This is a genomic window from Paracoccus indicus (assembly GCF_003056335.1).
Classification (GTDB): Bacteria; Pseudomonadota; Alphaproteobacteria; order Rhodobacterales; family Rhodobacteraceae; genus Paracoccus; species Paracoccus indicus.
Genome location: NZ_PYWA01000008.1, coordinates 131,131 through 156,483 on the forward strand (window position 1 = coordinate 131,131; position 25,353 = coordinate 156,483).

The following is a 25,353-nucleotide window of genomic DNA, read 5'->3' on the forward strand; positions in this document are numbered from 1 at the left end:
TTGATCAAAACCAGACCGGGAAATGCGTCATTTCGGCCCAGATCGGCCAATGGGCGGCGGCGTCATGCGGATGCCTGACCGGGGCTGGATCGAAAGGATTGACGATGACTTCCCTGAAAGCAGTTCTGGCCGTCACCGGCCTGGTGATCGCAGCACCTGCCGCCTATGCCGCCGACGAATGCGGCAGCCTGACTATCGCGGAAATGAACTGGGCCTCGGCAGGTCTGGCAGCCTGGGTCGACAAGGTGATCCTGGAAGAGGGTTACGGCTGCGATGTGGCCCTGGTGACCGGGGACACGGTGCCGACCTTCACCTCGATGAACGAAAAGGGCGAACCCGACGTCGCACCCGAACTGTGGGTCAACGCCGTCAAGGTGCCGCTGGAAGCCGCGCAGGATGAGGGCCGGATCATCATCGCCTCCGAGATCCTGTCGGATGGTGGCGTCGAGGGCTTCTGGATCCCGACCAAGATCGCCAAGGAAAACGACATCACCACCATCGAGGATGCCCTGGCGCATCCCGAGCTGTTCCCCGGTGCCGAAGACAGCAGCAAGGGCGCCTTCTTCAACTGCCCCTCGGGTTGGGCGTGCCAGATCATCACGGCGAACCAGTTCCAGGCCCTCGGTGCCGAGGACAAGGGCTTCGAGCTGGTCGACAGCGGATCGGCCGCGGGTCTGGACGGCTCGATCGCCCGCGCCTTCAACCGCGAGGAAGGATGGCTCGGCTATTACTGGGCGCCTACGGCAATCCTGGGCCAGTACGACATGACCAAGCTGGAACTGGGCGTCGAACATGACAAGGAAAGCTGGGACAATTGCACGGTCGTCAACAACTGCGAGGACCCGCAGCTGAACGAATGGCCCAGCTCGGACGTCTTCACCGCCGTCACCGCCGAGTTCGCCGAGAACAACGCGGTCACGATGGAATACCTGGGCAAGCGTGCCTGGTCGAACGACACGGTGAACACGCTTCTGGCCTGGATGGGCGACAATCAGGCCACCAACGAAGACGGTGCCTACTACTTCCTGGAAAACTTCCCCGAGGTCTGGAAGGCCTGGGTTTCCGACGAGGTGGCCGAGAAGGTCTCGGACGCGATCTGATGCTTTGAACGGGGGCCACGCGCCCCCGTTTCCATCATTCTTCCAAGCACCACGGATACGTCCCAAAGAAAAGAACAACACATGGATTTTGTAGATTTCCCAGAGATGAGCCGAGGCGATCTGCGTGATCTGCGCATCGCCATCGACACTGCCTTCCGCGGCTTCACCCGCGCCTATGGCGAGACGCTGGAACAGATCTTCCACCCCATCCAGGTCCTGCTGATCTTCATCGAGAACATCCTGATCAACAGCCCCTGGATCCTGGTTCTGGGCGGTCTGGCGCTGATGATCTGGGCGCTCAGCCGCAGCATCAAGATCGTCGCGGGAACCGTCATCGCCCTGCTGCTGATCGGCTATTTCGGCATGTGGGAAGACACGATGCGCACCATCGCCATGGTTGCCGTCTGCACGATGATCGCGGTGGCGATCGGCATTCCGACCGGCATCCTGATGGCCCGTTCGGACCGTGCGAACCAGATCGTGACGCCCATCCTGGACATGATGCAGACGATGCCCAGCTTCGTCTACCTGATCCCCGTCGTGATGATCTTCGGCCTTGGCAAGGTGCCCGGCGTGATCGCCGTCGTGATCTATGCGGTTCCGCCGATCATCCGCCTGACCAATCTCGGCATCCGCCAGGTTCCCGCCGACGTGCTGGAGGCAGCCGCCGCCTTCGGGTCCAGCAACGGACAGATGCTGAAGGACGTGCAGCTTCCGCTGGCGCTGCCCACCATCATGGCGGGCGTGAACCAGACCATCATGATGTCGCTGGCCATGGTCGTCGTTGCATCGATGATCGGTGTGCGCGGGTTGGGCCAGCCGGTCCTGCAGGCGATCAACAACCAGTATTTCACCCTTGGCGTGATGAACGGTCTGGCCATCGTCGCCATCGCCATCATCTTCGACCGTGCAACCCAGGCCTATGGCAAGCGTCTGCAGAAGCATCTGGAGGCCGTCCATGGATGAAGCGACCCACGACATCGAGATCCGCAACCTCTACAAGATCTTCGGCCCCAATGCCGCGGCGCATATCGAAAGCGTCAAGAACGGCATGACCAAGGAGGAGCTGAACGCCAAGCACAACCACGTGCTGGGCCTGGAAGATATCAACCTGACCATTCCGGCCGGGCGCATCCAGGTGGTCATGGGGCTGTCGGGGTCTGGGAAATCCACCCTGATCCGGCACATCAACCGCCTGATCGACCCCACCGCAGGCGAGGTGATCTTCGACAACCGCGACGTCGTTCAGATGTCGCAGAAGGAACTGCGTGATTTCCGTCGTCAGAAGACGGCGATGGTCTTCCAGAAGTTCGCGCTGTTTCCGCACCGCACGGTGCTGGAAAACACCACCTATGGCCTGCAGGTCCGCGGCGTCTCGGCCAAGGAGTGTGAGGAGAAGGCGCGGCGCTGGATCAGCCGCGTCGGCTTGGACGGCTTCGAGGACAATTATCCCAACCAACTGTCGGGCGGCATGCAGCAGCGCGTAGGCCTGGCCCGCGCCCTGACCAACGACCCCGAGATCCTGCTGATGGACGAGGCCTTCTCGGCGCTGGATCCGTTGATCCGGACCGACATGCAATCGGTGCTGCTGGACCTGCAATCCGAACTGCGCAAGACCATCGTCTTCATCACCCATGACCTGGACGAGGCACTGCGCCTTGGCGACAAGATCGCCATCCTGCGCGACGGTCGGATCATCCAGCAGGGCACAGGCGAACAGATCGTCCTGCGGCCTGCCGATGACTACATCAGCAGCTTCGTGCATGACGTCAAGCGCGGCCATGTGATCACGGTGCGCACGATCACCCGCAAGGGTCAGCGAGCCGATACGCCGATCACGCTGCCCTCGAACACGCTGCTGGAAGAGGCGGCACGGGCGATGACGAACGCCGAGGTGAACCGCGCCAATATCACCGATGGTTCGGGCGCGCATCTGGGCATGATCACCCTGTCCAAGACGGTGGCCGAGATGATTGCGCCTGACACCAGCGAAGATGACGCGCTGGAGGCTGCCGTCGGCTGAACCGGACCGACTGCCGGCATGACGAAGGGGCCGCGTTCCGACGCGGCCCCTTTGCATTTGCAATTTTACTTATCAGACGAAGTCGATCTGACTGGCCAATCCGTTCAGATCGGTCAGATTGGCAAAGACGATCATGTCGCCGCCGCCGAAGTCCAGTGCGGCCTGACCGTCGATCATCGTGCCATAGGTGTCCAGCACGCCCTGGGCATCCAGACCGCCGCTGACCGATCCGGACAGGACCAGCCGGTCGTTCTGATCGACCTTGAAGTCGGTGAAGACGTCCATGTCATCGCCAAGATCGAAGACAAAGCTGTCGGCACCGCCGCCGCCGGACACGGTGTCATTGCCCGCGCCACCATCCAGCTTGTCTTTGCCGTTGCCGCCCTTCAGCACATCGGCCCCCATGCCGCCGAACAGGCGGTCGTTGCCCTGTCCGCCCAGCAGCATGTCGGCCCCGATCCCGCCGTCCAGCACATCCTCGCCCGATCCGCCCGACAGCGTGTCCGCGCCCGCGCCGCCACGCAGCTTGTCGTCGCCCGCCTGGCCGACCATCAGGTCGTTGCCGGCCAGCCCCTCAAGCAGATCCTTGCCGCCCCCGCCAAGCACGACGTCATCCGCAGCGCTGCCCTTGATCTTGTCCGCGCCCTTGCTGCCGATGATTGCCAGACCGGGATCGGTCGGATCGGTTGGGTCCGTCGGATCGGTGGGATCGCTCGGGTCCAGCGGGATGATCTTGACGGCGGTGTTGCTGCCCTGGTTCTGGACCGCCAGGCCGGTAACCTCGCCCGTGACGGTGACGAATGTGTCCGCCTCGCCATCGCCATCGGTGTCGATCGCGATCACGCCATCGTCCAGGTCGGCGTCGTCCTGATCGAAGGTCGTGTTCTCGAAGACCAGTTCGTCATCCTCATCCATGCCCACGACGACATCGCCGTCCAGTTCCTCGGGCGTGCCTGTGGCCTTGTTGGAAATGCCCGGCGTCATCTGCAGCTCCTCGGGCAGAAGCGAGGGCGACAGGACCCCCGACGCATTCGGCACGACGGGCGTCAGAACACCCCCGCCACTGCCGCTGCCGCCACTGGACACAAGCGTCATGCTGTCGATGAACATGGCGCTGTCCAGGATGAAGTCGCCGGTATCTGCCACCCCCAACATCACCGTGTTCATCCCGGTGGTGACCGGCGCACGGATGATCAGCTTGTTGCTGAAACCGTCCCATTCGACACCGTAGGCCCCGGCGCTATTGTCAATGAAGTTCGTCGAGCCATCCGAAAGCGGGTTCACATTGGCGCTGATGACGCTGAGCGGTGTGGACGGATCGTTGTTGAACAGGGCGTAATTGACGCCGTTCACGATGATGGCGCCGACATCCACGAATGAGCTGTCAGAGTACTCGGGATATTCATCCGAACCGAAGACGATCTCTACCCGCAGCGTGTCGATCGAACTGCCCTCGCTGATCATCAGGTCGAAGTTCAGGACCGAGGCGTCATTCGTCGTGCCGGCCCCGGCAAAGGCCGCCGCCGCAACGTTGGTAAGCTGCGGGTCGCCCGGTTGCGAATGACTGACCGTGAAACCGCCACTGTTGTTCTCATCGTCCACGAAACCGCCACTCGAGAGCATCAGGCCGTCGGCATAGCTGACCGAGGTCGTGCCCGGCGCCAATCCGGCGATGTCGAAGCTGTCGACATCGAAGATGGCATCCGTGCTGCCGGTATAGGTGACATTCGTTGCCGCGCTGCCCAATTCGGACTGGACGAAATCGGTCGCAAGATCATCCGCCGTCGTTCCTGACGGCGCGGACGCCAGCAGATCGGTATAGGATTGGTAAACGCTCATCTTAGCCTCCTCGGGCTTAGAAGTTACTGGTAAAACATTGTCGGAGATTTCCCGGGTCATTCGACCGTGGAATGACACCGGGAACACTGCCGTGCAGAATATTAAGATGAATTTCAAATCTTAATCAATATAAATTGGCAAAGGCGCGCCATAAACATGCGCGCCTTTATCTTTTATGATAATTAATTAAAAATCAATGTGCTAACAAATATTGCAGGATCTATATGTTTCTCAAACTCGCATATGCCCGCGTTCCCTAGTTTCGATTCAACCTAGAAGAGTAATTTATCGGGTAAATACACTTTGCGTATATCAGGACACCCGCCGCCGTTTTCGACCGGTGGTAATGCCACGTGCGATACTCGATGCGATTTCGGCACAGGCGGTGATGCCTTGAACGAAAGGGCGGTCGTGCATTAGATAGGGGATCGAACCGAAGGCGATCCGACCCGCATATCCGGGGGTGTCGATCAGGCTGTAATCCTCGGCGACCTCGGGGAGTTCATGACCGGTCTGCTGCAGGGCCTGGCGCAGGGTGGGGAAGGGGATGTCGTTGCTGCCAAGAGGTTTCTGGCCGCGTGCATCGATGAAGACGGGAAAGCGATGGGTCTGCTTTCCGACCGTGATCAGGGTCTGGTCGTCCTGCCGCGTCATGTCGTAATCCTGCCCCAACGCCATGATCGACAGCACTCCTGCATCACGAAGCGCCAGAATGCGGCGGATCGATTCCGATGGCACGGCGGCGTAATTGTCGACAAAGACCTTCTTGAGCCCGTCGTCAAAGCGTTCCCGGTCCCGGTCCGACAGGTCAGGCACGATCTCCTCGACGACCTCATGCATGCGCAGAAGGGCATAGCGCCAAGCGACGGTGATCCGAGCTGCCTTGTTGCGCTCGACCTCGATCAGGTTCTTGCGTGCCCAACGGAAGGGATCCGAGGCTTCGCGTTCAGCGAAATAGGCATCCGCGAAGCTGTCCGCGTTCAGCCCGCCCAGGCCGATCCGCAATGCATAGGCGGGATCGGCCTGCTTCAGCTCGGCCCTGATCAGCTCGAACAGATCGTCGAGCGGCGCTTCACCCTCGGTACAGGCCGTCACGGCCTGTTCAGTCAACACCGACAAGGGTTGATAGGGGATGGGGCAATAGAAATCCGCCTCGGGCAGCAGGCCCGAACGCGACATCAGCGTGATCTTCAGATCGGGGCTATCCAGGTCAAAGTACAGATCGTCGCCTTCGCGGCGGAAACTTCCATGCTGGTTTGCAACCGCCATGGCTGCGTCGATCGAGCTGAGCGAGGTGCCCATGATGCCGACGTGCGCGGCGGGGATGGCAGCCTCGATCAGCCCGGACCATGGGCTGGGGAAATAGCTGCGGCTGGCCTCGTCCTCATCGGGGAACTGATGGCCTGTTGCCAGGATCACCTTGTCGAACCGACCTTCGAAACCGCCTTCCGTGGTGACCGTAAGGGCATCCGCGTCGCATTGGATGTCATCCACCAGTGCATTTTCGTGAATCTCTATCCGGTGACCGCATTGCCGGGCTTGCGCCACCAGCGACAGCAGCTGATCGCGAAAATATTCACCTAGAAGCAGCCGGGGCGTGAACTGACGGTCGTGCAGACCCTGCGGATCCAGCCCATAGCCGATCAGTTTTTTCTCGGGCTGCGTGCCAAGCCATTCAAGGTAGGTCGTGACCACGGGGGGTATCTCGATGCTGGCAATATTGGCCAGCATGGCCTTGTTCGCGCTGTCGGGGGAATAGGGCATGCCGATGCCCGCCCGCGGTCCCTTCTCGAACAGGGTGACGGCGATCCGATCACCCGAACGTAGCAATTGTTGCAAGGAATAGATCCCCATCGGACCGGTGCCGACGATTGCGATGCGCTTGGTCATGATGGCCCCCGTGAATGTAGGAAAAAACGCGGCCCGGATGGCGCAGTTCCTGTCAGCGGCGGTTGATAAATGTGTGGAAGGGGCCGAACGGCCGCCTCTGCCTTGAATTCCACAATATATCATCCATATACCATCCATGCAGATGGAGAACGCCATGGGACAGGTCAGCCAGCTTCGATCGAAGCAACCCGACAACGAAAAGATTACCCTCAACCTGGGGTTCGTCGATCTGGGACGGATCGACCTGTTGGTTCAGGAAGGGTTCTATTCGAACCGCAGCGATTTCATCCGGACGGCGATCCGCAACCAGTTGGACAGCCATGCACAGGCAGTCGAGCGGTCGATCGAGCGTCACGTGATGGAGCTGGGCCTGCGCGACTATGACCGCGCAACTTTGCAGGCCGTCCGCGATGCGGGGGAAATCCTGCACGTCAAGGTTGTTGGCCTGGCGCGGATCGCCCCGGATGTGACGGCGGAACTCGCCTTGGCAACCATCGGCTCGATGACCGTATTGGGCGCGCTTCAAGCGCCCGCAGATGTCCGGGCGGCGCTTGCCGACCGTATCAAGTAGCGCCCTCGAAAGGACGAAATCATGAATGAATTCCTCAAAGGCGTTCTGCGCCATGCCGGTGGCGGATCGCAGATGTCGGCGGCCAGCGATCTGGTCAATCGCACCCTTGCACGGCACGGGCTGACGGGTGGCAATGTCACCGCGGAAGGGACCGAGGGCGCGCTGTCACAGATGATGGCGCGGCTGCACCCCAAGCCCTCGGGCGCGGGGCTGACCATCCCCGAGGGCGCCCTGCTGCAGGACGACAGTTTCACCTGCGCCGCGGGAACGCGTCGGTTCCTGACCTATGCTCCGGCATCGGTCGCGGCAGAGAAGGGTGCGGTGCAAGGCATGGTGGTCATGCTGCACGGCTGCACCCAGACCCCCGAGGATTTCGCCACCGGCACCGGCATGAACACGCTGGCCGAAAGCCATCGGCTGATCGTGGTCTATCCTCAGCAGTCGCGCGGCGACAATGCGCAGTCCTGCTGGAACTGGTTCAGCCGCGGCGATCAGCAGCGAGACCGGGGCGAGCCCTCGATCATCGCCGGGATCACGCAAGAGGTTGCGGCCCGACATCAAGTTCCGGGCGATCGGATCTTTGTCGCCGGACTGTCGGCGGGCGGCGCGATGGCGGCCATCATGGGTCAGGCCTATCCGGACCTCTATTCGGCGGTCGGCGTGCATTCGGGCCTGCCGGTCGGGGCGGCTAGGGATGTGGCATCCGCCTTTGCCGCCATGGGGCAGGGGTCCGATCTGGTCATGAAGGCAAAGGCCACGCGCATGATCGTCTTCCACGGCAACGCCGATGCCACCGTCAACCCCACGAACGGAGATGCCTTGGCGCGGCTTGCGCTGGACCCCGCCGAAGCCCAGAGCCTGCAGGCCGATGAACATGGCCAGCAGAACGGGCGCGACTTTCAGCGACGCACGACCTTCGCGCCCGACGGCAGCATGGCGGTCGAACACTGGACGATCGAGGGGCTGGGCCATGCCTGGTCAGGGGGAGACGCGGCAGGCAGCTATGCCGACCCCAAGGGTCCCGATGCCAGTGCCGAAATGGTCCGCTTCTTCCTGGCCCTACCGGTCCGATAAGACTGCAGGCACGCTTGTCAGCATGGCGCGGGCTCTGCCATGCTGACGAGGGGGGGCTTTGCGATGACACGAACGAACCGACTTTTGGATCTGCTGGGCATCGACCTGCCGATCCTGCAGGCACCCATGGCCGGCGTATCCACCCCGCATCTGGCCGCCGAGGTTTCGGAGGCGGGGGCATTGGGTGCCTTGGGTCTCGGCGCCAGCGGTGTGACCGCCGCGCGTTCGGCGGTGCAGCAATTGCAGGATCTGACGAACAAGCCATTCAACCTCAATGTCTTTTGCCACGCGGACCCCATCCGTGATCCTGCGACCGAGAAGTCTTGGATCGCGCGGGCAGCGCCCTTGTTCGACCGCTTCGCCAGCCCTCCGCCAACGGCGCTTGACTGCATCTACGACAGTTTCCGCCATGATGATGCCATGCTGGAGATGCTGCTGGATCTGCGTCCGGCAGTCGTCAGCTTTCACTTCGGCCTGCCACGGCCCGACCAGATGCAGCGGCTGAAGTATGCGGGACTGGTGATGCTGGCCACGGCCACCTCGGCGCAAGAGGCGCGCATGGTGCAGGACGCAGGCTGTCACGCAGTCATCGCCCAAGGCTGGGAGGCCGGCGGCCATCGCGGGATCTTCGATCCTGACGCACCGGATGCGCGCCTGACCACGGATCGTCTGCTGCCGCAGATCATCCGGGCAGTCGACCTGCCTGTCGTGGCCGCAGGCGGGATGATGACCGGCCGGGACATCGCGCGGGTCATGTCGTCGGGCGCCGCCGGGGCGCAGCTGGGGACCGCCTTCGTCGGTTGCCCCGAAAGCGCCGCCGATGACGCCTATCGCGACCGCTTGGCGCTTGGCGGGGAAACCGTGATGACGGCGGCCATATCCGGCAGGCCTGCGCGATGCCTGGACAATGCGATGACGGAATGGGCCGCCGATGCGGCGCAGGATGCGATACCCGCCTATCCTTGCGCCTATGACCTTGCCAAGGCCATCGCACGGGCCGCCAGTGCAAAGGGGGCCACGGCCTATGCCGCGCAATGGGCGGGTTCGTCGGTGGACCGGTCCCGCGTCATGCCTGCCGCGCAGCTGGTCGAAACCCTGGCGATGGAACTGGCGCAGGCCCTGTGATGCCCGACATTGTGAGCGATGCGGCATTGCAAGTTTCGCGGCAGGGTGCAAAGCCCCGTGCAACATCAGAAAGCCGCGATCCACGGCACAATGCAGGAGCTGAAATTGACCATCACCGTCGTTGCGTCCATCCGTCCCGTTGCCGGTCAGGCCGACTATCTTTCGAAGCTGCTTGAACAGCTGATCCAGGATGTCCGGGCCGAGCCGGGCAACGTCTGCTTCGATGCCTATGTCGAAACCGATGGCAACAAGATCGTCATCTTCGAGCAGTATCGCGACGAGGCTGCCTTCAAGGCCCATATCGCCATGCCGCATACCACCGCCTTCAACGCCATCCTGACCGACATCGCCGAAGGTGGTGCATCGCAGGTCGATATCCTCAAGCCCTTCGGCGCCTGAGCGCGGCGCCGCATCGGTCGGGGGCATTGATGAGGCGCTGCGGGTGCTGCTAGTCTTGGCGTCGAAACAGACCGCATCAAGCGGCAAGGCGGGGCAGCGATGATCTCAGGAAGCAGGGCAGGGCTGGTCGTGGCGCTTGCCGCCAGCATGGTGTTGACAGCCTGCGGGGGCGGAATGCGTCGTCATACCCCGCTCAGCTGCATGGAACGGGCGATGTATTTCGAATCCAACCGTTCCAGTCGCGATGGCATGATCGCGGTGGGCAGCGTGGTGATGAACCGCGTGGCGTCCAGGCAGTATCCGAACACCGTCTGCGGCGTGGTGGGCCAGAAGAACCAGTTCGCCCCCGGCGTGCTGAGCCGCAAGATGGACAGCCGCTCGGCGCCGATGATCCGCGAGGCCGCGATCTCGGTCCTGCGAGGGGAACGCCATCCCTATATCTCACGGGCCGAATTCTTTCATACGGCGACCTATCGTGCCAATTACAACAACATGCACTATGTCCTGACCACCGGTGGCAATGCCTTCTACGAACGCCGCCGGCCTGAACTGGTCACGAGGCCGACCCCCTTGCCCGCCATCGAGGGCATCACCGGTCGCTGATCGGCGGGATGACGCCATTCGGACGATCGGAAGGCGGCCACCCCTTCGCCAAGGTACCACAATGACCCAGAACTGCCCGATCCTTCTGTCAGATGATCATGTCGCCCGCGTGGCGCTGATCGACGGACCGCTTCACAACCCCGACTGGCGCCTGCTCGAGGATGAGGATCTGGACCTTATCGCGGAACGCCTGACTGCGGGGCGTCATGGACCGATCCCGATCTTTGCCTATGGGTCGCTGATCTGGAACCCGGGGTTCGAGGTTCAGGACCAGAGGCGCGCGACGGCATTGGGGTGGCATCGCAGCTTCTCGATCTCGCTCGATCACTTCCGCGGCTCCCCCGAACAGCCGGGGCTGATGCTGGCCCTGGCCTCGGGGGGGACCTGCGAAGGGCTGGTGCTGGACATTCGCGAAGGGACCGAACGGGACTCGATGCGTGCGATCCTGCGCCGGGAACTGGTCGCCCACGAACTGGCGGCCAATGCCTGCTGGATCAGGGTTCGCACCGACGCCGGCGAACAGGATGCCCTGACCTTTTATGCCGATCCCGTCGATACGCCCACCGCCCAACTGTCGATCGAGGATCAGGCCCGTCGCCTGGCCCGCGCCTCGGGGGCGGCGGGGTCGGGCGCAGAATATCTGCTGCGCACCGTTCGCGGACTGGAACAACTGGGAATCCACGATCCATACATCTGGAAACTACAACTTCTAGTTGCGCAACAAATCGACATGGACACGGCCTGAGGCATCCCGACGCACGCAAGTGTCTGGACCGACTGAATTTTACCCGCTAGCTTGCCGATATGTATCGACAATTGCCAACTGCAGGATGAATTCATGCCGGTGACCAACTACGAAATGTATTCCGCCGCCGACATCGTCAGCGATGGCACTACGCTGAGATTGGTTGACGGCTATGACGGCTCCAATGACGTTCTTCTGACCGTCGACGATGACGACGACATCTTCGAGGGCGACCTGAACCGGGATGACGACGGCAATGATACCAACCAGTTCGGCACAGCGACGCTGTCGGACGGGACGATCATCGGCGGTCCGACGACGACCGTCTATTCGGAAAGCCAGATCCTGCTGACGGCTCCGGATGGGACGACAATCACCCTTCAGGTCATCGAAATCGATTCCGACCCGAATTCCACCATCGGGTCCGGTATCTTCGTGGGCTATCTGCCCTCGGTTCCGTTGCAAAAGGGGGTCGTCTATACCGCCCTTAGTAGAAATACGATCCCCGACAATTCGTTGGAGTACAGGACCATCGAAGGAGCCGTCTGCTTTGCCCGCGGCACGCTGATCACCACGCCCGACGGTCCCGTTCCCATCGAGGATCTGATCGCGGGCATGATGGTCGAGACGCGGACCGGACCGCAACCGATCCGTTGGATCGGCGCCCGCCACTATGACGCAGATGCGCTGGCCGCGAACGACAGGCTGCATCCCGTCCGCATCCGTCAGGGCAGCCTGGGACTGAACCTGCCCCGTCGCGATCTGCTGGTGTCGCGGCAGCACCGCATGCTGGTCAGTTCGCCCATCGCCGAAAGGATGTATGGCACGCGCGATGCCCTGGTTGCGGCGATCAGGCTGACCGACATGCCCGGCATCGACATCGACCCGACCGTCGCCGGGGTCGAATACTTTCATATCCTGTTCGACGACCATCAGGTGATCCTGGCGGAAGGCGCACCAAGCGAGAGCCTCTATACCGGGCCCCAAGCCCTCAGGACGCTCGAACCCGAGATGCAGGAGGAGATCGCGACGATTTTTCCGCAGCTTGCCGAAGACGCCCCGTTACCGGAACCCGCATGCGTCGTTCCAAGCCGGACATCCCAAAAGCGGCTGATCATGCGTCATCGCAAGAACGGCCATGATCTGCTGAGCGCGCCAGTCGCCCAAGGGTTTGCGACCGCCTGAGGACGGTCGCAACGGGGGCATGTCATCCCGTGACGGCGTGCCCTTCGCGGCGGTTGGATCTGATCGAGGACCACAGGGACAGGCCGATCAATCCGGCCCCGCCCAATCCGGTGATCACCTCGGGGATGTGAACGATGGTCTGGACGAACATGATGACGGAAAGCGCGATGATCGCCCAGAAGGCCCCGTGCTCCAGATACCGGTATTCGGCCAGCGTGCCCTTTTCAACCAGCATGATGGTCATCGAACGCACATACATCGCCCCGATCCCCAGACCGATCGCGATCACGAACAGGTTCTGCGACAGGGCGAATGCCCCGATCACGCCATCGAAGCTGAAGGATGCATCCAGCACCTCGAGATAGAGGAATGCGCCGATCCCACCCTGCGCCCCGGCCTTCGCCATCTGCTGGGACCTGTCGAGAAGCCCGCCCAGAACCTCGACCAGCAGGAACGTCAGCAGCCCCCAGACGGCGGCGTGCAGGAAGATTTCGCTGTCCACCGGGCCAAGCAGACGCGAGAACCCAAGGACGGCCAAAAGCGCAATCGCGACCTCGACCCCGCGGATCGTGGCATATTCCTGCATCCGGCGTTCCAGCCAGCGAACCCAGTGCACGTCCTTTTCGTGGTCGAAGAAGAAGTTCAGCCCGACCATCATCAAAAACGTGCCGCCGAAGGCCGCGATGGGCAGATGGGCGTCATGCATGATCCGTGCGTATTCGGCAGGCTGGGTCGCGGCCATGACGATCGCCTGCCAAGGCCCGACGCCGGCGGCAATGACCACGATCAGCAGCGGGAAGACGATCCGCATGCCGAAGACCGCGATCAGGATGCCCCAAGTCAGGAATCGTTTCTGCCAGATCGGCGACATGGTCTTGAGCTTGTTGGCGTTCACGATGGCATTGTCGAAAGAGAGCGATATCTCGAGGACCGCAAGGACCGCGCAGATGAAAAAGACGCTGACCATGCCGCCCAGGGTGCCTGTCGTCTGCCAACCAAGCACCGCCCCCAAGGCAAGACCGATGACGGTGGTGATCAACGCCCACCGGAAATAGCGCGCCATCCCGCGCGCCGTCGAAGAAACCTGTGTCATGACATGAATGTCCTGCGGCGAGTCTCGAATTGGTGCCGACATCACGAATGCGCCGCCACATCCGCCAGAGGGGCCCGGTCACCGGAGATCAGGCACAGTGGGTGCTGCGCCTGTGAAGAACATTAATCGGTTTGCTGTGCGTTTCCAAGCGCCGCCAGGCGCCTGTCACGCGATGCCGCTGCAGCAATCGCGCGGATCATTGCTTAGGCGACGCATCCTCGTCTTGGACCGGCGGTTCAAGCCCGGCCTTGTGGTCCGGCTCAATCGCCCGTCTGCGTCCCAACCAATGTGCCACGGCCAGACACCCGAGCGCCCATGCCGCACCCGCAGTCCATCCGGCCAGCACATCGGTCGGCCAATGAACGCCCAAGTATACGCGACTGATCCCGACACCGATCACGATCAGCGTGGCGGCAAGAATTAAGAAGGTCCTGATGGCAGTGCTGGACTGGGTCCGTGCCAGCAATGCGGCCAGGGTCAGATAGGTGATGGCCGCCATCATCGAATGGCCGCTTGGGAAGCTTGCGGTATAGACGTTGGAGCCATGCGGGACCAGTTCGGGCCGCGGCCGGTCGAAAAAGTTCTTGAAGGCCGTGCTTGCCAACAAACCGCCCCCGATGGCGACCCCAAGGAAAAGGGCTGTTCGGTGAAGCGTCTTCAGCCACATGAAACAGCCCGCAAAGACTGTCAGCAGGACCAGAACACCCACGCCGCCCAGGGCCGTGAAATCACGGCCCAGTTCCTCGAACCATTTCGGCCCAATCGGATCGGAGACATCCGCCGGGTTTCGCATCATCAGCATGACGGCGGTATCGAATGCCTCGGTCGATCCGCGCGTCACTTTTTTTGAAAGCTCGATGAAGCCCCAGGTTGCCATGGAGGCCATGAACATCGCCAGCAGGACGAATGACTCGGCCGCCCTTCGTACCAGATGCCAGGCACGTCGGAACATCGCCACAAGATACCCGGATCGCTTCATCCTGTCGCCCTAACCGCCGCACACCTCTGTGACAAGCGCCATGTTCCAAGCGAACCGACCGATCGTACCCTGCGCATGAACGCATCGGCGCAACACAACCGGACCACGATCAAAAAATTCAAGCGGGATAACCGATCAACGCTTGGTATCGATAGGGACAGGGCGCATTCATCATGCGGACATGGCCAAGTCCAGATCCCGTGAGGCAACTTGTTGATAAAGAGCTTTCTGTGGCCGAACCACGCGCGGAACCCGCCTGCAGCATTTTCATCCTCACCCTCCCGAAAAGCAGCGCGTCGATAGTCAATAGCTGTTGAGCGGGATCGAGTCCGACAAGCGTGACAAGCTGCACTCGCCCGGTGGGCTTGAGGAATACAGTTCCTCAAAGGTCTTTTTGAAGATGGTAGTGGCGTTGAATCCGCAAAATTGTCTTGGTTCGAATGACGGCTGCTCTGGTTGCCAAAGGGGTCATCTAATTGGTTAGCCATAGGCAGGATGAACACAAACCTAAGGGGCGGAGGTCCTTTAACCTGACTTTTTTCAAGCCGTTGGCTGCACGGATGTGGCTGCCGAACAGGGCGGCATGCGCGGGGGCAGAGTGATGGCCAGACCAAGCCATGATGTCGACTGGTTCCAACAGGCTTTAGAAGGGAAGGGGATCAAGCGATGCGCCCAAGGTCCGAAGCCGCACTGCGAGCCAATAAAGCATGATAAGCGCCGCTGAAGAGGCCTGATCGTGTTCGCAGGGCTGACGGGATGATACAAGGGTACCTCCAGTTGCCTTAGATGGTTGTTCTCGCCGCTATTATCACCATCCGCTGCAAGTTGCGCGGGTTCGCGCTTTGGTCATATGACCGCTTTAGGTGAGCATCGCGAAAACCTCTTAGCACCAGCTGCACTTTATCTATAGAAAGGGACCGAGCCTGTGCAACTGACAGACCCGGCCTCTTTACCGATCTCAACGACGGTCTTTCGCTTTCGGTTGGCTACTGCGCCTATGTCGCGAGACCATGAAACTGCGACCGCTCCGACCAAGCCGGAACGGTTCGGTCTTTACATGCCGCTCAACTGCACCATCTGATCGTCGGCCAGAACGACCTCGCTATCGTATTCGAAGTCGTTCGCAGCTTCGATATCGTCCTCCGTCATGCTGTCGACGATCAAACGCTCACCTTCGACGGTGACGCGCGACATCGGGACGGGAACCTCCTTACCACCAAGGCCAAGAAAGCCGCCGCTGCTGAGGATCAGGTTCGTTTCGCCGTCCAGATCGACAAAGGCTTCGGGGTTGCCCAATTCTTCGCCGTCTGCAGTCACCACTTCCATATCCATCAGATCGCCATCGACAACCTCCGAGCCTGTGGCCTCGGTCTGGGTTGCTTCTTCGGTGCTGGCCTGATCGTTTTGCGCTTCATCACGTGCAGCGAGACGCTGCTGACGTTCCTCGGGCGTTTCGATCACCACATTGGGCTGGCCGGACTGCTGGATTTCAACCGTCGGCTGCTTGGCGATCGTGACGGACACCTGCGGTTTGGCACCCTCGAAGGATACGTTCGGGTCGCTTTGTTCGACGTTGACCTGCGGCTCACCTTCGGCCTGGGCAATCTGCACCTCGGGCTGGTTGCCATCGACCTCGGTATCGCCGGCGACATTCTGGGCCTGTGCACTATCCGTATTGCTGGCATCGTCACCGTCGTCATGTTCGACAGGATTGCCATCGGCATCGACACCCAGGTTGACGTTCAATTCGGGATCGGCCTGGGTCACATTGACCTTCGGCTCGCCCTGTTCGACCTGAACATCGGGATCGGCGGTGCTGACGCGGACATCGGGGTTCGGGTTCAGGATATAGACGTCAGGTGCAGGGTTATCGACACGGACGATGATCTCGGGAATTTCGACGGTGACGGTCGGCTGCTTCTGGCTGACCTGAATATCGGCGGCCTGGCGCGTCACGCTGACTTCCGGCTGTTGCTTGGTCACATTGACGCTTGGCGCGGGGACCTCGACATCAACATCGGGGTCGGGGACGGAAACTTCGGCCTCGCCCTGAATGGTGGCATCCTCGGACAGGTCGACGCGCTCGCTGACCTCTTCGGCTTGGGTCTCATCAGCATCTTCTGACGTTTCAGCTTGCGCAGTCAGCTGATCTTCAAGCTTGGCGCATTCCTCGGTTCGGTCATCATTGACGGCGGTGATGACATCGTCCTGCGCGACCATGGTCGGATCTTCGACATCGCGATAAGCGCTGACCAGCATCTGGCATTCCTGGCTTTTCCGGGCAAGCGCCTGTTCATCGATATCAATCCGCGATTGCGCCATGGCCATGCCACCAAGCGGCAGGGTGATCGCGGTGCTGAGAAGAAGGCTGCGGGTCATGAAATTCATCGTGGTGTGCTCCGTCTGATCGGTGTTTGGCCCGTTCGAGCGATGCCCTGCCAACGGCGGCTTTTCGCCGGTGTTCCATGGAAAGTTCGGCCCGGCATTTGAGAATATCGGATATAAACTACTAAGAAGCGCTTATTGCTGGCCGAAACGCCCACCGTATCCGTTCATTTTAAATTTCAGGTCGCGACATATGGCGCCGGCTATTCGCGCAATTTGGCGCCATCAGCGAAAGAACGGGCAAAGGCCGACTTATCTTGCGACCAAAACAGTCGAATGGCGTTGAGACCTCAATCAGACAGGAGTTATTCTTATGGCCGCAAATCGCGATCGGGGTCGCAATGCCCGAAAGCCATCCGATATTCCTGCGAAGGGCTGGTGGGATATCCTCAAGCGGGTCAAATCCGAGATCAGCAGCGATCATGTATCCGTCGTTGCCGCCGGCGTGGCCTTCTTCGGCCTGCTGGCCATCTTCCCGGCCATCGCCGCCGTCATATCCATCGCGGGCTTCTTCCTCGATCCGGCCGATGTCGCCGGACAGCTGGATTCCCTTGCAACTCTGCTGCCCGAAAGCGCCGCCTCGATCATCCGGTCGCAGATCACGGCCGTGACCGGGGGCGACGAGACCGCGACCGGTCTTGCCGCGCTGTTTGGGATCCTGATCGCCTTTTATGGGGCGACCAAGGGCATGCTTACCCTGATGGAGGGGATGAACGTCGCCTATGACGAGGATGAGACCGGCGGTGTCGTCAAGCTTTATGCCACGGGTGCGGCACTGACTTTATTCCTGATCTTCGGCATCCTGATCGCTTTGGGCGTCATCCTGATCCTTCCCGTGGTCCTGGATGTCGTTCCCTTGCCCGATGAGCTAACGACCATAATTTCCTGGGCCCAATGGCCTGTCCTGGCCGTATTGACCATGTTCGGCCTGGCGGTCGTCTATCGTTTCGGGCCAGCACGCGAAAACGCCGAATGGCGGTGGGTCAGCCCGGGGGCCGTCGTGGCCATCATCCTGTGGCTGGCGGGCACGGTCGCCTTCTCGATCTATGCCCAGAACTTCGGCAGCTACAATGAAACCTATGGCACCATCGGCGGCGTCATCATTCTGCTGACCTGGCTGTGGATTTCGGCCTACATCGTTCTGGCGGGGGCCGAGTTGAACTCGGAGATGGAACACCAAACTCGCAAGGACACCACCACCGGCCCGGACCTTCCGCAGGGTCAGCGGGGCGCGATCAAGGCCGATACCGACCCTGACGAACTGAAGACGTCCGGAAAGCGGAACCACCGCTACGATGACGCGGTCATTTCCCGCAGACCGTCGCTGCTGTCAGCGGCATTCGGCCTGCTGGCGTTGCGGATCATGAAATCGAAGACGGCCCGAAAATAGCACTCCTAAGCGGAAGGGCAGCAAACTTATGATAAAGCCAAGGAACTGATGCTTTCATGGTTTGTTTGTATTTCGAAATCAGCGGCACCCAGCAGGACGCTGAATATCATTTAAAAGGAGTCTAGATAATGACCCAAGATTCCACCATTACAGATCAATCCAAAACTACCGATGGCACCGAAATAAAGCGCGAAGCTCAGAAACTGAGCGATACGGCACGCGACGTTGGAAAAGAAGCGTATAACCGAATTTCCGAGGCTGGAACGCAAAAGACGGAAGAGGTCAAGGACGGCGCCGCCTCCGAGATCGACAATATCTCTTCGGCCCTGCGCAGTGCAGCCGAGAAAAGTCGCGAAGGTTCGCCCCAGGAACGCACCTTCGGGCAGGCTGCCGAAGCATTGGCCGACTTCTCGGATACGGTTCGCAACAAGGATCTGGGCCAGCTTCTAAACGAGGTGAACACCTTTGCACGCAGAAACCCCATGGCTTTCCTGGGTGGGGCGGCGCTGCTGGGCTTTGCTGCCACGCGCTTTGCCAAAGCATCTTCCAGCAGCCCCGACACTGCGAATGCAACTGGCAACCACGCCATGTCGAACACTTCGGTGACTTCGGCACCCTCCGCAGCGATGCCCGCGGCGCCTGCCGTGAATACGATGCCCCGTCCTTCTGACACCGTTACCTCCACATCGAAGGAGCAGTTCTGATGGCCGATCACCGAGAAACCGGAACCGGCAATCTGATTGCCGAACTGATGGATCACGTGTCCTCGTTGTTGCGCAAGGAAGTCGATCTGGCGCGTACCGAGGTGGCGGAAAAGATGAACAGCGCCTTGGGCGGCATCATCTCAATGGCAGTGGCGCTGGTCTTCGCGATCGTCGCATTGAATACCCTCAGCGCCGCAATCGTCAGTTGGTTGGCCGAAGCGGTCGATCTGGGTGCAGGATGGGCATCGCTGATCGTGACTGTCGTCTTCGGGCTGATCGCAGTCATGCTGATCATGCGCGGCAAGAAAACCCTGCAGGCACGCAACCTCGCCCCGTCGAAAACCGGACAAAACCTGCGTCGCGATGTTGAAAGCGTCAAGGAGGCCTACAAATGACCGAACAAACTTCTGCCGAAATCCAGCGCGAGATCGAAACCGAGCGTAACGAGATGAGTCAGACGTTGAGCGAGCTGACGAACCGCCTATCCCCGGATCACCTTTTCCGCCAAGTCGGTGACCACTTTCGCGAAAACGGCGGTGAAATCAGCCGGTCGGTTGGCGAATCGATCAAGCAGAACCCTCTGGCCTTGGCGCTGACCGGTGTGGGCCTCAGCTGGTTGATCTTCGGCCAGAAAGGCTCTGCATCCAAGACGGCAGCATCCTCGACGGCATTTGATGGTTCGTCGAAGATCGGTGAGTTGCCCTCCGACGCCTCGATGATTCAACGACCCAGCTATCCCGCCTGGACGCAGCCGTCGCGTGCCGGTGACGGCGCGGCCGTCCATGAAACTGATGATCAGGGTCGCCTGTCCCGCGCCAAGGACAGCCTTGCAGCCGGAAAAGACACTTTGTCAGACCAAATGGACAATGCGAGGGCCGGGATCGCCGCGGGCAGAAACAAGCTGTCTGATCATGTAGACAGTGCGAAAGCAGGCGCAACTGGTCTGATCAGTCACGGCAAGGACCGCTTTGCCGAAATGCGTGACAGCCTGTCGCAAGGTACCGAGCATCTGTCGTCCGAGGCCCGCGAGCGTGTCATCACGGCCCGCGAACGTGCCCTATCCGCGCAGCGTGCGGCTAGCGATCGGGCCCGCCGTGGTACAGCCGAGGTTTCGAACTATTATGATCAGCAGCCACTGATCTTTGGTGCGCTGGCCATGGCCGTCGGTGCGGCTCTGGCGGGTAGCCTGCCTCGCAGCAGGTTCGAAGACCAGCATCTTGGCGAACACAGTGATCAGTTGATCGAAGAAGCAGAGCGCATCCTGCGTGACGAAACCGAAAAGGCCAAATCGGTGTATTCGGTAGTCAGAACCGAAGCAGGGGATATCGCCAGCGAAGCGCGCGATGCTGCAGACGATCGCACACCGGGCAATCAGTCGGCGGCGCGCTCGGCGCGGGACTACGTCGAAAAGACAGCTGAGCGCTTGGCAGACACAGCTGCTAACGAGGCAGATCATCAGGATCTGGGTAAACCAACATAAGGTCGACAGCTAGTACTAGCTGTGTGGAACGCCCGCGACTGCTCGCGGGCGTTTTGCGCTAAAAGACAATTCCAGCCGCCATGCAAAAGGGAAGTTTTTCCGTGGGCCATTCCCTAGGCGGATTTCCGACGCCGACAGTGACCATAGTCACATTCGGGCGCCTTTCGGTTTCTACCCTTCTGCAGCCGTTTACTGACCTTGCTCTCGTAGCCACCTAGGGCTCTCGATTGGAGCACTGATGGCAATTGGGCCGATTTGCTGGACAAGTCAGGTTCTGCGGTGCGAATGAGGCCTCCACGGTACGGGCCAATTCCTCGCAGTCTGAGTTAAAATTTTACAATCAAATGTGCTATGTTCTAAGTATAACATTTGTGGGCATCGCTACATGACCTTTCCATCTGTCTTGGCAGTGCCTTGTTTCCGGCAGATGACCTGACATCTAGGTCAAAACGGTTCGCCCTACCACGCGGTCATCATTGCGTGGGGACACGCGCAACCACTTTGATCTCAAGGTCGAACCCAGCCAACCAAGTCACGCCGACAGCTGTCCACGCAGGAAACGGTCTGGCCGGGAAATAATTCTCCTTGATTGACATGAGATCGGGAAGCTGCGCGTCCGGATCGGTGTGAAAAGTCGTGACGTCGATGATATCATCGAAGTTGCATCCTGCGGCGTGCAAGACAGCCTCGAGGTTCTTGAATGCCCGTTCGACTTGCTTGGGATAGGTCTCTTCGGGCGATCCGTCTTCGCGGCTTCCGACTTGCCCGGATACAAATAGAAGATCACCTGATCGCACAGCGGGGGAATACCCGTGCAGATCGTAAAGTGCGTGCCGCGCGGCTGCTGCAGGATATATTGCGTCGCGATTGGTCATTGGACTAATCCTTTTCTTGCACAAATACGTTGCAAAGGCCATGTGACGGCTTCTACGCAGCTAGAATTTTACATACGTTAGGTATGTCAAAACTAAATGACATACGGAACGTATGTCAATGATCTACGCTAAGATCTCGTAAAAGGATGAGCCATGGCAGGACGGACCCGCGCCGACATGATGAATGAGACACGGCAAAAACTGCTGAAATCGGCGCGCATCGCTTTTGCAAAGAAGGGGTTTCACGAGACGTCGATGGATGATCTCACATCTTCGGTGGGCCTGACGCGTGGAGCACTCTACCACCATTTCGGTAGCAAGACGGGTCTCTTCGCGGCCGTGGTCGACCAAATCGATGCAGAGATGTCTGCACGTGCCCACAGTCTTGCCAAAGGCGAGGGCACGGTATGGCTTGCTCTCTTGGCCGAGGGGAAAGCCTATATCGAGATGGCCTTGGATCATGAGGTTCAGCGCATCGTCCTGCGAGACGGCCCTGCCGTACTCGGCGACCCGGCCCAATGGCCCAGTCAAAACCGTTGTCTTGATGCGACACGCACGGCAGTTCGCCAGCTTTTGGCCGAGGGCGTGTTGCGACCTGTGAACGTCGAGGCAGCATCCCGCCTTCTGAACGGCACCGCTCTCAACGCAGCACTATGGATTGCATCCTGCGACGACCAAGCAGAGATGCTGCCGACGGCACAGGAAGCTTTCGCGATGCTTGCAGAAGGTCTGCTTGCACAATAGATCCGCAAGGCCGATGGAGGTACTGGGATCTCTGCAAAACAGCTTCTGACACTCACATTGCCATTGGATACGGCTTCCTAAGTGCGCTTCGCTTCCTTGGCAGAGTGAACCGCTCCGGGTTTACCGGAGGCTGATTTCGGTTAGTTACGCGGCCACGGCTTCTGTTTCCATAGTGGCGTGGAAGTTTGCCTCTGCTTCTGCCGGCGGGATGTTCCCGATCGGCTCGAGCAGGCGACGGTTGTTGAACCAGTCGACCCATTCGAGGGCGGCATATTCGACGGCCTCGAAGTTGCGCCAAGGACCGCGACGGTGGATGACCTCGGCCTTCTTGATCCACTCGTTCAAGGTCTGGGGCGCACAGCCGATCTTCGCGGAAATCGACATGACTGCCTGCCACCGCGATTCATGACGACCCTCGTTATCAAAGACCAACCGCACCGCGCGTTCACGCACTTCGGGGGAAAACTTGTTCGTCGTCTTGCTCATGATGCTCCATCATACTCAGGAGTTGGAGCCTCCGGCAAACCCGGCGCGGTTCAGAGCAACCAAACGAAATTCTGGAAGAATTGAGGATAATGCCCTCACCCGTCGCATGGATTTTGTCGTAAGAGCACTTCCCCTTGGATACCGCTCTTATAGCGACCTGAGCCTATTACTGTAAGTCCTGACCATAGTCCGCATATCGCTTCATTCCACCGGATACATAATTGGCCAAATTCTACATTGGACGTGTCACGGTTTGGTACCGCTCTTTTGATCACGTAATGAGCAGTAAAGAAGATGAACCATGGGCACAGGCAGGACAGATGAATTTCGCAAGAATGCAGTGCGGATCGCGCTGACGAGTGGGCTTTCGCGGCGTCAGATCGCGGATGATCTTGGCGTCGGCTTGTCTACCTCGAACAAGTGGGCGAAGGCGCACGGGGACACGGATGTAGTCTCGGCCGAGGATCACGAGCTGGCACTAGAGAACGAACGGCTTCGGCGCGAGATCCGCATCCTAAAGGCTTGTCAGGATCAGGAAACAGCCCGGGGGACTGTTTCCCCGCAGCGAGAGGAACATCCTAGATAAGGCCACCCAATTCTTCGCACGCCAAAGGCCATGAGGTTTAGTTTCGCCGAAGAACAGCGTAGGGCCTTCCCGGTCGACCGGCTGTGTCATGTGATGAATGTCAGCCCGCGCGGATTACGGGCGTTCCGGAGCCGTCCTGCCAGCCGCAGGCAACACATGGCGTCAACGCGTCGATGAGCGGCAAGGGCAATTGATGCGATAACGCTACTGTCGAGACCTTCTTCAAAACGATCAAGGTCGAACTGATCTGGCGCCGCCCCTGGGAAACCCGCCGACAGGCTGAAACGGCCATCTTTCAATACATCAACGGTTTCTATAAACCGCGCCGTCGGCACTCGACATCGGAAGGCAAAAGCCCCTTGGCCTTCGAACGCCAAGCGGCCGAAACGAGCATTGGGGGCGGCGCAAATACGTGACAGGTCCAATGTGCTTGACGCACTAACCGAGCTGTTCACCCTGCGCGGACCACCTGAATACATTAGATCCAACAACGGCCCAGAATTTTATCGCTTAGAAGGTACGGGACTGGATCGCGACGGTTGGCGCCAAGACGGCTTACATCGAACCAGGATCATCCTAGGAGAATGGATACTGCGAAAGCTTCAACGCCCGGTTCCGTGACGGGCTGTTGAATGGTGAAATCTTCTACAGATTGCGGGAAGCCAAGATCTTGACCTGCGCGCCGGAACGTCCCTCGGTTTAATGTGGAGCTTGCTCCACGACGAAGGAGCAGACGACATGAGGGAAAGCCGCTTCACCGAGGCGCAGATCATTGGGATGATCAAGGAGCTGGAAGCCGGAATGGCGACGGCGGAGGTCTGTCGCCGTCATGGGCTCAGCGCGGCGACGTTCTACAAGCTCAAGGCCAAGTATGGCGGCATGGACGTGTCCGATGCCCAGAGGCTGAGGGCGCTGGAGGACGAGAACGGCAAGCTGAAACGGCTTCTGGCTGACGCGATGCTCGACAACATCGTGCCCAAGGATCTTCTGGGATCGAAGCCATGTGTCCGCCACTGGTCCAAGGACCATGGCGAGGACCTTCATCGAGTCGTTCAACGGGAGCCTGCGTGACGAACTGCTGAACGAGGAGATCTTCGACACCCTGGATGACGCCCGCCGGAAGATCGCCCTCTGGCGCTATGACTACAATGCCGTCAGGCCGCACTCCTCGCTCGGTAACCTGACGCCGCTGGAAGCGCGCCGGACGCTTGCGTCACCCCAGGGCGCCGCTCCCGGCGCGCTTGCCCTGAAACCATCCGCCGACTACCAATCTCAAACCGGCAGACCCTCGTTATGACCGAGGGACCAAAGGGGGGGCAGGTCATGCTAGTTCGCAACAATCCTACTTTGCATCTGCGAATTATTGCTTAATAAATATAATTATGCAACAGTAGTGCAGTATGCCAATGTTCGGAGCATCTCGGCAAAGTTCGCAGCGAATGCAGGAGGAGCAAGCGCGATCGAGCTACTTAGGCTTGGATCTCTTGCTCCGTTACTTACCGCAGTTGAGAATTTTGCAAATGATGTATCCGGCAGGATAAAGACATATGAAGACTATGGTCAGGGTTCACAGTTGAACCGCGCCGGGTTTGCCGGAGGCTCCAACTCCTAGTAGGATGGAGCATCATGAGCAAGACGTGGAACAAGTTTTCCCCCGAAGTGCGTGAACGCGCGGTGCGGTTGGTCTTTGATAACGAGGGCCAGCATGAATCGCGGTGGCAGGCCGTCATGTCGATTTCCGCGAAGATCGGCTGTGCGCCCCAGACCTTGAACGAGTGGGTCAAGAAGGCCGAGGTCGACAGCGGAAAGCGCGCTGGCATCCCGGCAGACATGGCCGAGAAGATGAAGGCGTTGGAGCGGGAGAACCGAGAGTTGCGCCAGGGTGAGGAGGGTCAGAAAACAGTTCGGGGGACTGTTTTCCCGACGAACGAGATCCTGCGCAAGGCGAGCGCGTATTTTGCGATGGCGGAGCTCGACCGCCGGTCGAAGTGATGGTCGGGTTCATCGACAATCATCGCGGTGAGTATGGGGTCGAGCCAATCTGCAGGGTTCTGCCGATCGCCCCATCAACCTACTA

General features: G+C 60.0%; 21 protein-coding genes, 6 pseudogenes and 1 other annotated feature. Of the genes and pseudogenes, 20 read left to right on the forward strand and 7 right to left on the reverse strand.

The window, feature by feature from the left end; all coding sequences use genetic code 11:
- The first annotated feature begins 98 nt into the window (after positions 1–98).
- The 3 genes from DDE75_RS14085 to DDE75_RS14095 all read left to right on the forward strand — a co-directional run bounded on the left by DDE75_RS14085 (position 99) and on the right by DDE75_RS14095 (position 3,123).
- Complete coding sequence (locus DDE75_RS14085; protein WP_418304188.1) at positions 99–1,100, forward strand: ABC transporter substrate-binding protein; 1,002 nt, start codon at positions 99–101, stop codon at positions 1,098–1,100.
- Between the two features lie 81 nt (positions 1,101–1,181).
- Positions 1,182–2,066 (forward strand): ABC transporter permease, encoded by an 885-nt coding sequence (locus DDE75_RS14090; RefSeq protein ID WP_108503029.1) that lies wholly within the window; start codon positions 1,182–1,184, stop codon positions 2,064–2,066.
- Positions 2,059–3,123, forward strand: coding sequence for a quaternary amine ABC transporter ATP-binding protein (locus DDE75_RS14095; protein ID WP_108503030.1), 1,065 nt, complete (start codon positions 2,059–2,061; stop codon positions 3,121–3,123). The genes DDE75_RS14090 and DDE75_RS14095 overlap by 8 nt, the downstream gene beginning before the upstream one ends.
- Positions 3,124–3,195: 72 nt before the next feature.
- Here the strand turns inward: DDE75_RS14095 and DDE75_RS17535 are convergent, their stop codons facing one another.
- Both DDE75_RS17535 and DDE75_RS14105 read right to left on the reverse strand, forming a co-directional pair.
- Complete coding sequence (locus DDE75_RS17535; protein ID WP_211659358.1) at positions 3,196–4,962, reverse strand: choice-of-anchor L domain-containing protein; 1,767 nt, start codon at positions 4,960–4,962, stop codon at positions 3,196–3,198.
- Positions 4,963–5,274: 312 nt separating this feature from the next.
- On the reverse strand, positions 5,275–6,852 hold the full coding sequence (locus tag DDE75_RS14105; protein WP_108503032.1) for an FAD-NAD(P)-binding protein: 1,578 nt from the start codon (positions 6,850–6,852) through the stop codon (positions 5,275–5,277).
- 154 nt (positions 6,853–7,006) lie between these two features.
- Here DDE75_RS14105 and DDE75_RS14110 point away from each other — a divergent pair, with 154 nt between their 5' ends.
- The 7 genes from DDE75_RS14110 (at position 7,007) to DDE75_RS14140 (ending at position 12,554) form a co-directional block, all read left to right on the forward strand.
- Positions 7,007–7,423 carry a CopG family transcriptional regulator gene (locus tag DDE75_RS14110; RefSeq protein ID WP_108503059.1) on the forward strand — a complete coding sequence of 139 codons (417 nt, stop codon included), beginning with the start codon at positions 7,007–7,009 and terminating at the stop codon, positions 7,421–7,423.
- A gap of 21 nt (positions 7,424–7,444) precedes the next feature.
- The gene (locus DDE75_RS14115; protein ID WP_108503033.1) at positions 7,445–8,497 is read left to right on the forward strand and encodes an extracellular catalytic domain type 1 short-chain-length polyhydroxyalkanoate depolymerase; all 1,053 of its coding nucleotides are present in this window, start codon (positions 7,445–7,447) and stop codon (positions 8,495–8,497) included.
- A 63-nt stretch (positions 8,498–8,560) separates the two neighbouring features.
- Positions 8,561–9,622, forward strand: coding sequence for an NAD(P)H-dependent flavin oxidoreductase (locus DDE75_RS14120; protein ID WP_108503034.1), 1,062 nt, complete (start codon positions 8,561–8,563; stop codon positions 9,620–9,622).
- Positions 9,623–9,679: 57 nt separating this feature from the next.
- Positions 9,680–10,021, forward strand: coding sequence for a putative quinol monooxygenase (locus DDE75_RS14125; RefSeq protein WP_162799055.1), 342 nt, complete (start codon positions 9,680–9,682; stop codon positions 10,019–10,021).
- Positions 10,022–10,120: 99 nt separating this feature from the next.
- Entirely contained in the window at positions 10,121–10,624 is a 504-nt protein-coding gene (locus DDE75_RS14130) for a cell wall hydrolase (protein ID WP_108503036.1), read from the forward strand.
- A gap of 61 nt (positions 10,625–10,685) precedes the next feature.
- Positions 10,686–11,369 carry a gamma-glutamylcyclotransferase gene (locus tag DDE75_RS14135; RefSeq protein ID WP_162799056.1) on the forward strand — a complete coding sequence of 228 codons (684 nt, stop codon included), beginning with the start codon at positions 10,686–10,688 and terminating at the stop codon, positions 11,367–11,369.
- A gap of 93 nt (positions 11,370–11,462) precedes the next feature.
- Positions 11,463–12,554 (forward strand): Hint domain-containing protein, encoded by a 1,092-nt coding sequence (locus tag DDE75_RS14140; RefSeq protein ID WP_108503038.1) that lies wholly within the window; start codon positions 11,463–11,465, stop codon positions 12,552–12,554.
- A 22-nt stretch (positions 12,555–12,576) separates the two neighbouring features.
- Here DDE75_RS14140 and DDE75_RS14145 read toward each other — a convergent pair whose 3' ends face one another.
- The 3 genes from DDE75_RS14145 to DDE75_RS14155 form a co-directional block, all read right to left on the reverse strand.
- Positions 12,577–13,647 carry a DUF475 domain-containing protein gene (locus tag DDE75_RS14145; RefSeq protein WP_108503039.1) on the reverse strand — a complete coding sequence of 357 codons (1,071 nt, stop codon included), beginning with the start codon at positions 13,645–13,647 and terminating at the stop codon, positions 12,577–12,579.
- 196 nt (positions 13,648–13,843) lie between these two features.
- Positions 13,844–14,626: a phosphatase PAP2 family protein gene (locus tag DDE75_RS14150; protein WP_245894757.1), complete on the reverse strand. Its 783-nt coding sequence runs from the start codon at positions 14,624–14,626 to the stop codon at positions 13,844–13,846.
- 1,053 nt (positions 14,627–15,679) lie between these two features.
- A complete protein-coding gene (locus tag DDE75_RS14155) occupies positions 15,680–17,005 on the reverse strand; it encodes a PRC-barrel domain-containing protein (protein WP_162799057.1) in 1,326 nt (441 codons plus the stop codon).
- A 319-nt stretch (positions 17,006–17,324) separates the two neighbouring features.
- On the opposite strand from DDE75_RS14155, the gene DDE75_RS14160 reads away from it, so the two are divergent.
- The 4 genes from DDE75_RS14160 to DDE75_RS14175 all read left to right on the forward strand — a co-directional run bounded on the left by DDE75_RS14160 (position 17,325) and on the right by DDE75_RS14175 (position 20,585).
- Entirely contained in the window at positions 17,325–18,401 is a 1,077-nt protein-coding gene (locus tag DDE75_RS14160) for a YihY/virulence factor BrkB family protein (RefSeq protein WP_108503041.1), read from the forward strand.
- A 128-nt stretch (positions 18,402–18,529) separates the two neighbouring features.
- Positions 18,530–19,105: a hypothetical protein gene (locus tag DDE75_RS14165; RefSeq protein ID WP_108503042.1), complete on the forward strand. Its 576-nt coding sequence runs from the start codon at positions 18,530–18,532 to the stop codon at positions 19,103–19,105.
- On the forward strand, positions 19,105–19,500 hold the full coding sequence (locus DDE75_RS14170) for a phage holin family protein (protein WP_108503043.1): 396 nt from the start codon (positions 19,105–19,107) through the stop codon (positions 19,498–19,500). The genes DDE75_RS14165 and DDE75_RS14170 overlap by 1 nt, the downstream gene beginning before the upstream one ends.
- Positions 19,497–20,585, forward strand: coding sequence for a DUF3618 domain-containing protein (locus DDE75_RS14175; RefSeq protein WP_108503044.1), 1,089 nt, complete (start codon positions 19,497–19,499; stop codon positions 20,583–20,585). Before DDE75_RS14170 ends, DDE75_RS14175 begins: the two co-directional genes overlap by 4 nt.
- Positions 20,586–21,058: 473 nt before the next feature.
- On the opposite strand, the gene DDE75_RS14180 is transcribed toward DDE75_RS14175, so the two are convergent.
- On the reverse strand, positions 21,059–21,460 hold the full coding sequence (locus DDE75_RS14180) for a RidA family protein (protein ID WP_108503045.1): 402 nt from the start codon (positions 21,458–21,460) through the stop codon (positions 21,059–21,061).
- 153 nt (positions 21,461–21,613) lie between these two features.
- On the opposite strand from DDE75_RS14180, the gene DDE75_RS14185 reads away from it, so the two are divergent.
- Positions 21,614–22,204 (forward strand): TetR/AcrR family transcriptional regulator, encoded by a 591-nt coding sequence (locus DDE75_RS14185; protein ID WP_108503046.1) that lies wholly within the window; start codon positions 21,614–21,616, stop codon positions 22,202–22,204.
- Positions 22,205–22,348: 144 nt separating this feature from the next.
- Here the strand turns inward: DDE75_RS14185 and DDE75_RS14190 are convergent.
- Positions 22,349–22,555: pseudogene (locus DDE75_RS14190) on the reverse strand (IS3 family transposase); the annotation flags it as partial.
- A gap of 436 nt (positions 22,556–22,991) precedes the next feature.
- Here DDE75_RS14190 and DDE75_RS14195 point away from each other — a divergent pair.
- The 5 pseudogenes from DDE75_RS14195 to DDE75_RS14210 form a co-directional block, all read left to right on the forward strand.
- Positions 22,992–23,692: pseudogene (locus DDE75_RS14195) on the forward strand (IS3 family transposase).
- 4 nt (positions 23,693–23,696) lie between these two features.
- Positions 23,697–23,949: pseudogene (locus DDE75_RS14200) on the forward strand (integrase core domain-containing protein); the annotation flags it as partial.
- 65 nt (positions 23,950–24,014) lie between these two features.
- Positions 24,015–24,275 (forward strand): annotated as a pseudogene (locus tag DDE75_RS17715) (transposase); the annotation flags it as partial.
- Between the two features lie 37 nt (positions 24,276–24,312).
- Positions 24,313–24,573: pseudogene (locus DDE75_RS17870) on the forward strand (integrase core domain-containing protein); the annotation flags it as partial.
- Between the two features lie 329 nt (positions 24,574–24,902).
- A pseudogene (locus DDE75_RS14210) lies at positions 24,903–25,353 on the forward strand (transposase); the annotation flags it as partial.
- Positions 25,226–25,342 (forward strand) — a sequence feature (AL1L pseudoknot). Its footprint overlaps the pseudogene before it by 117 nt.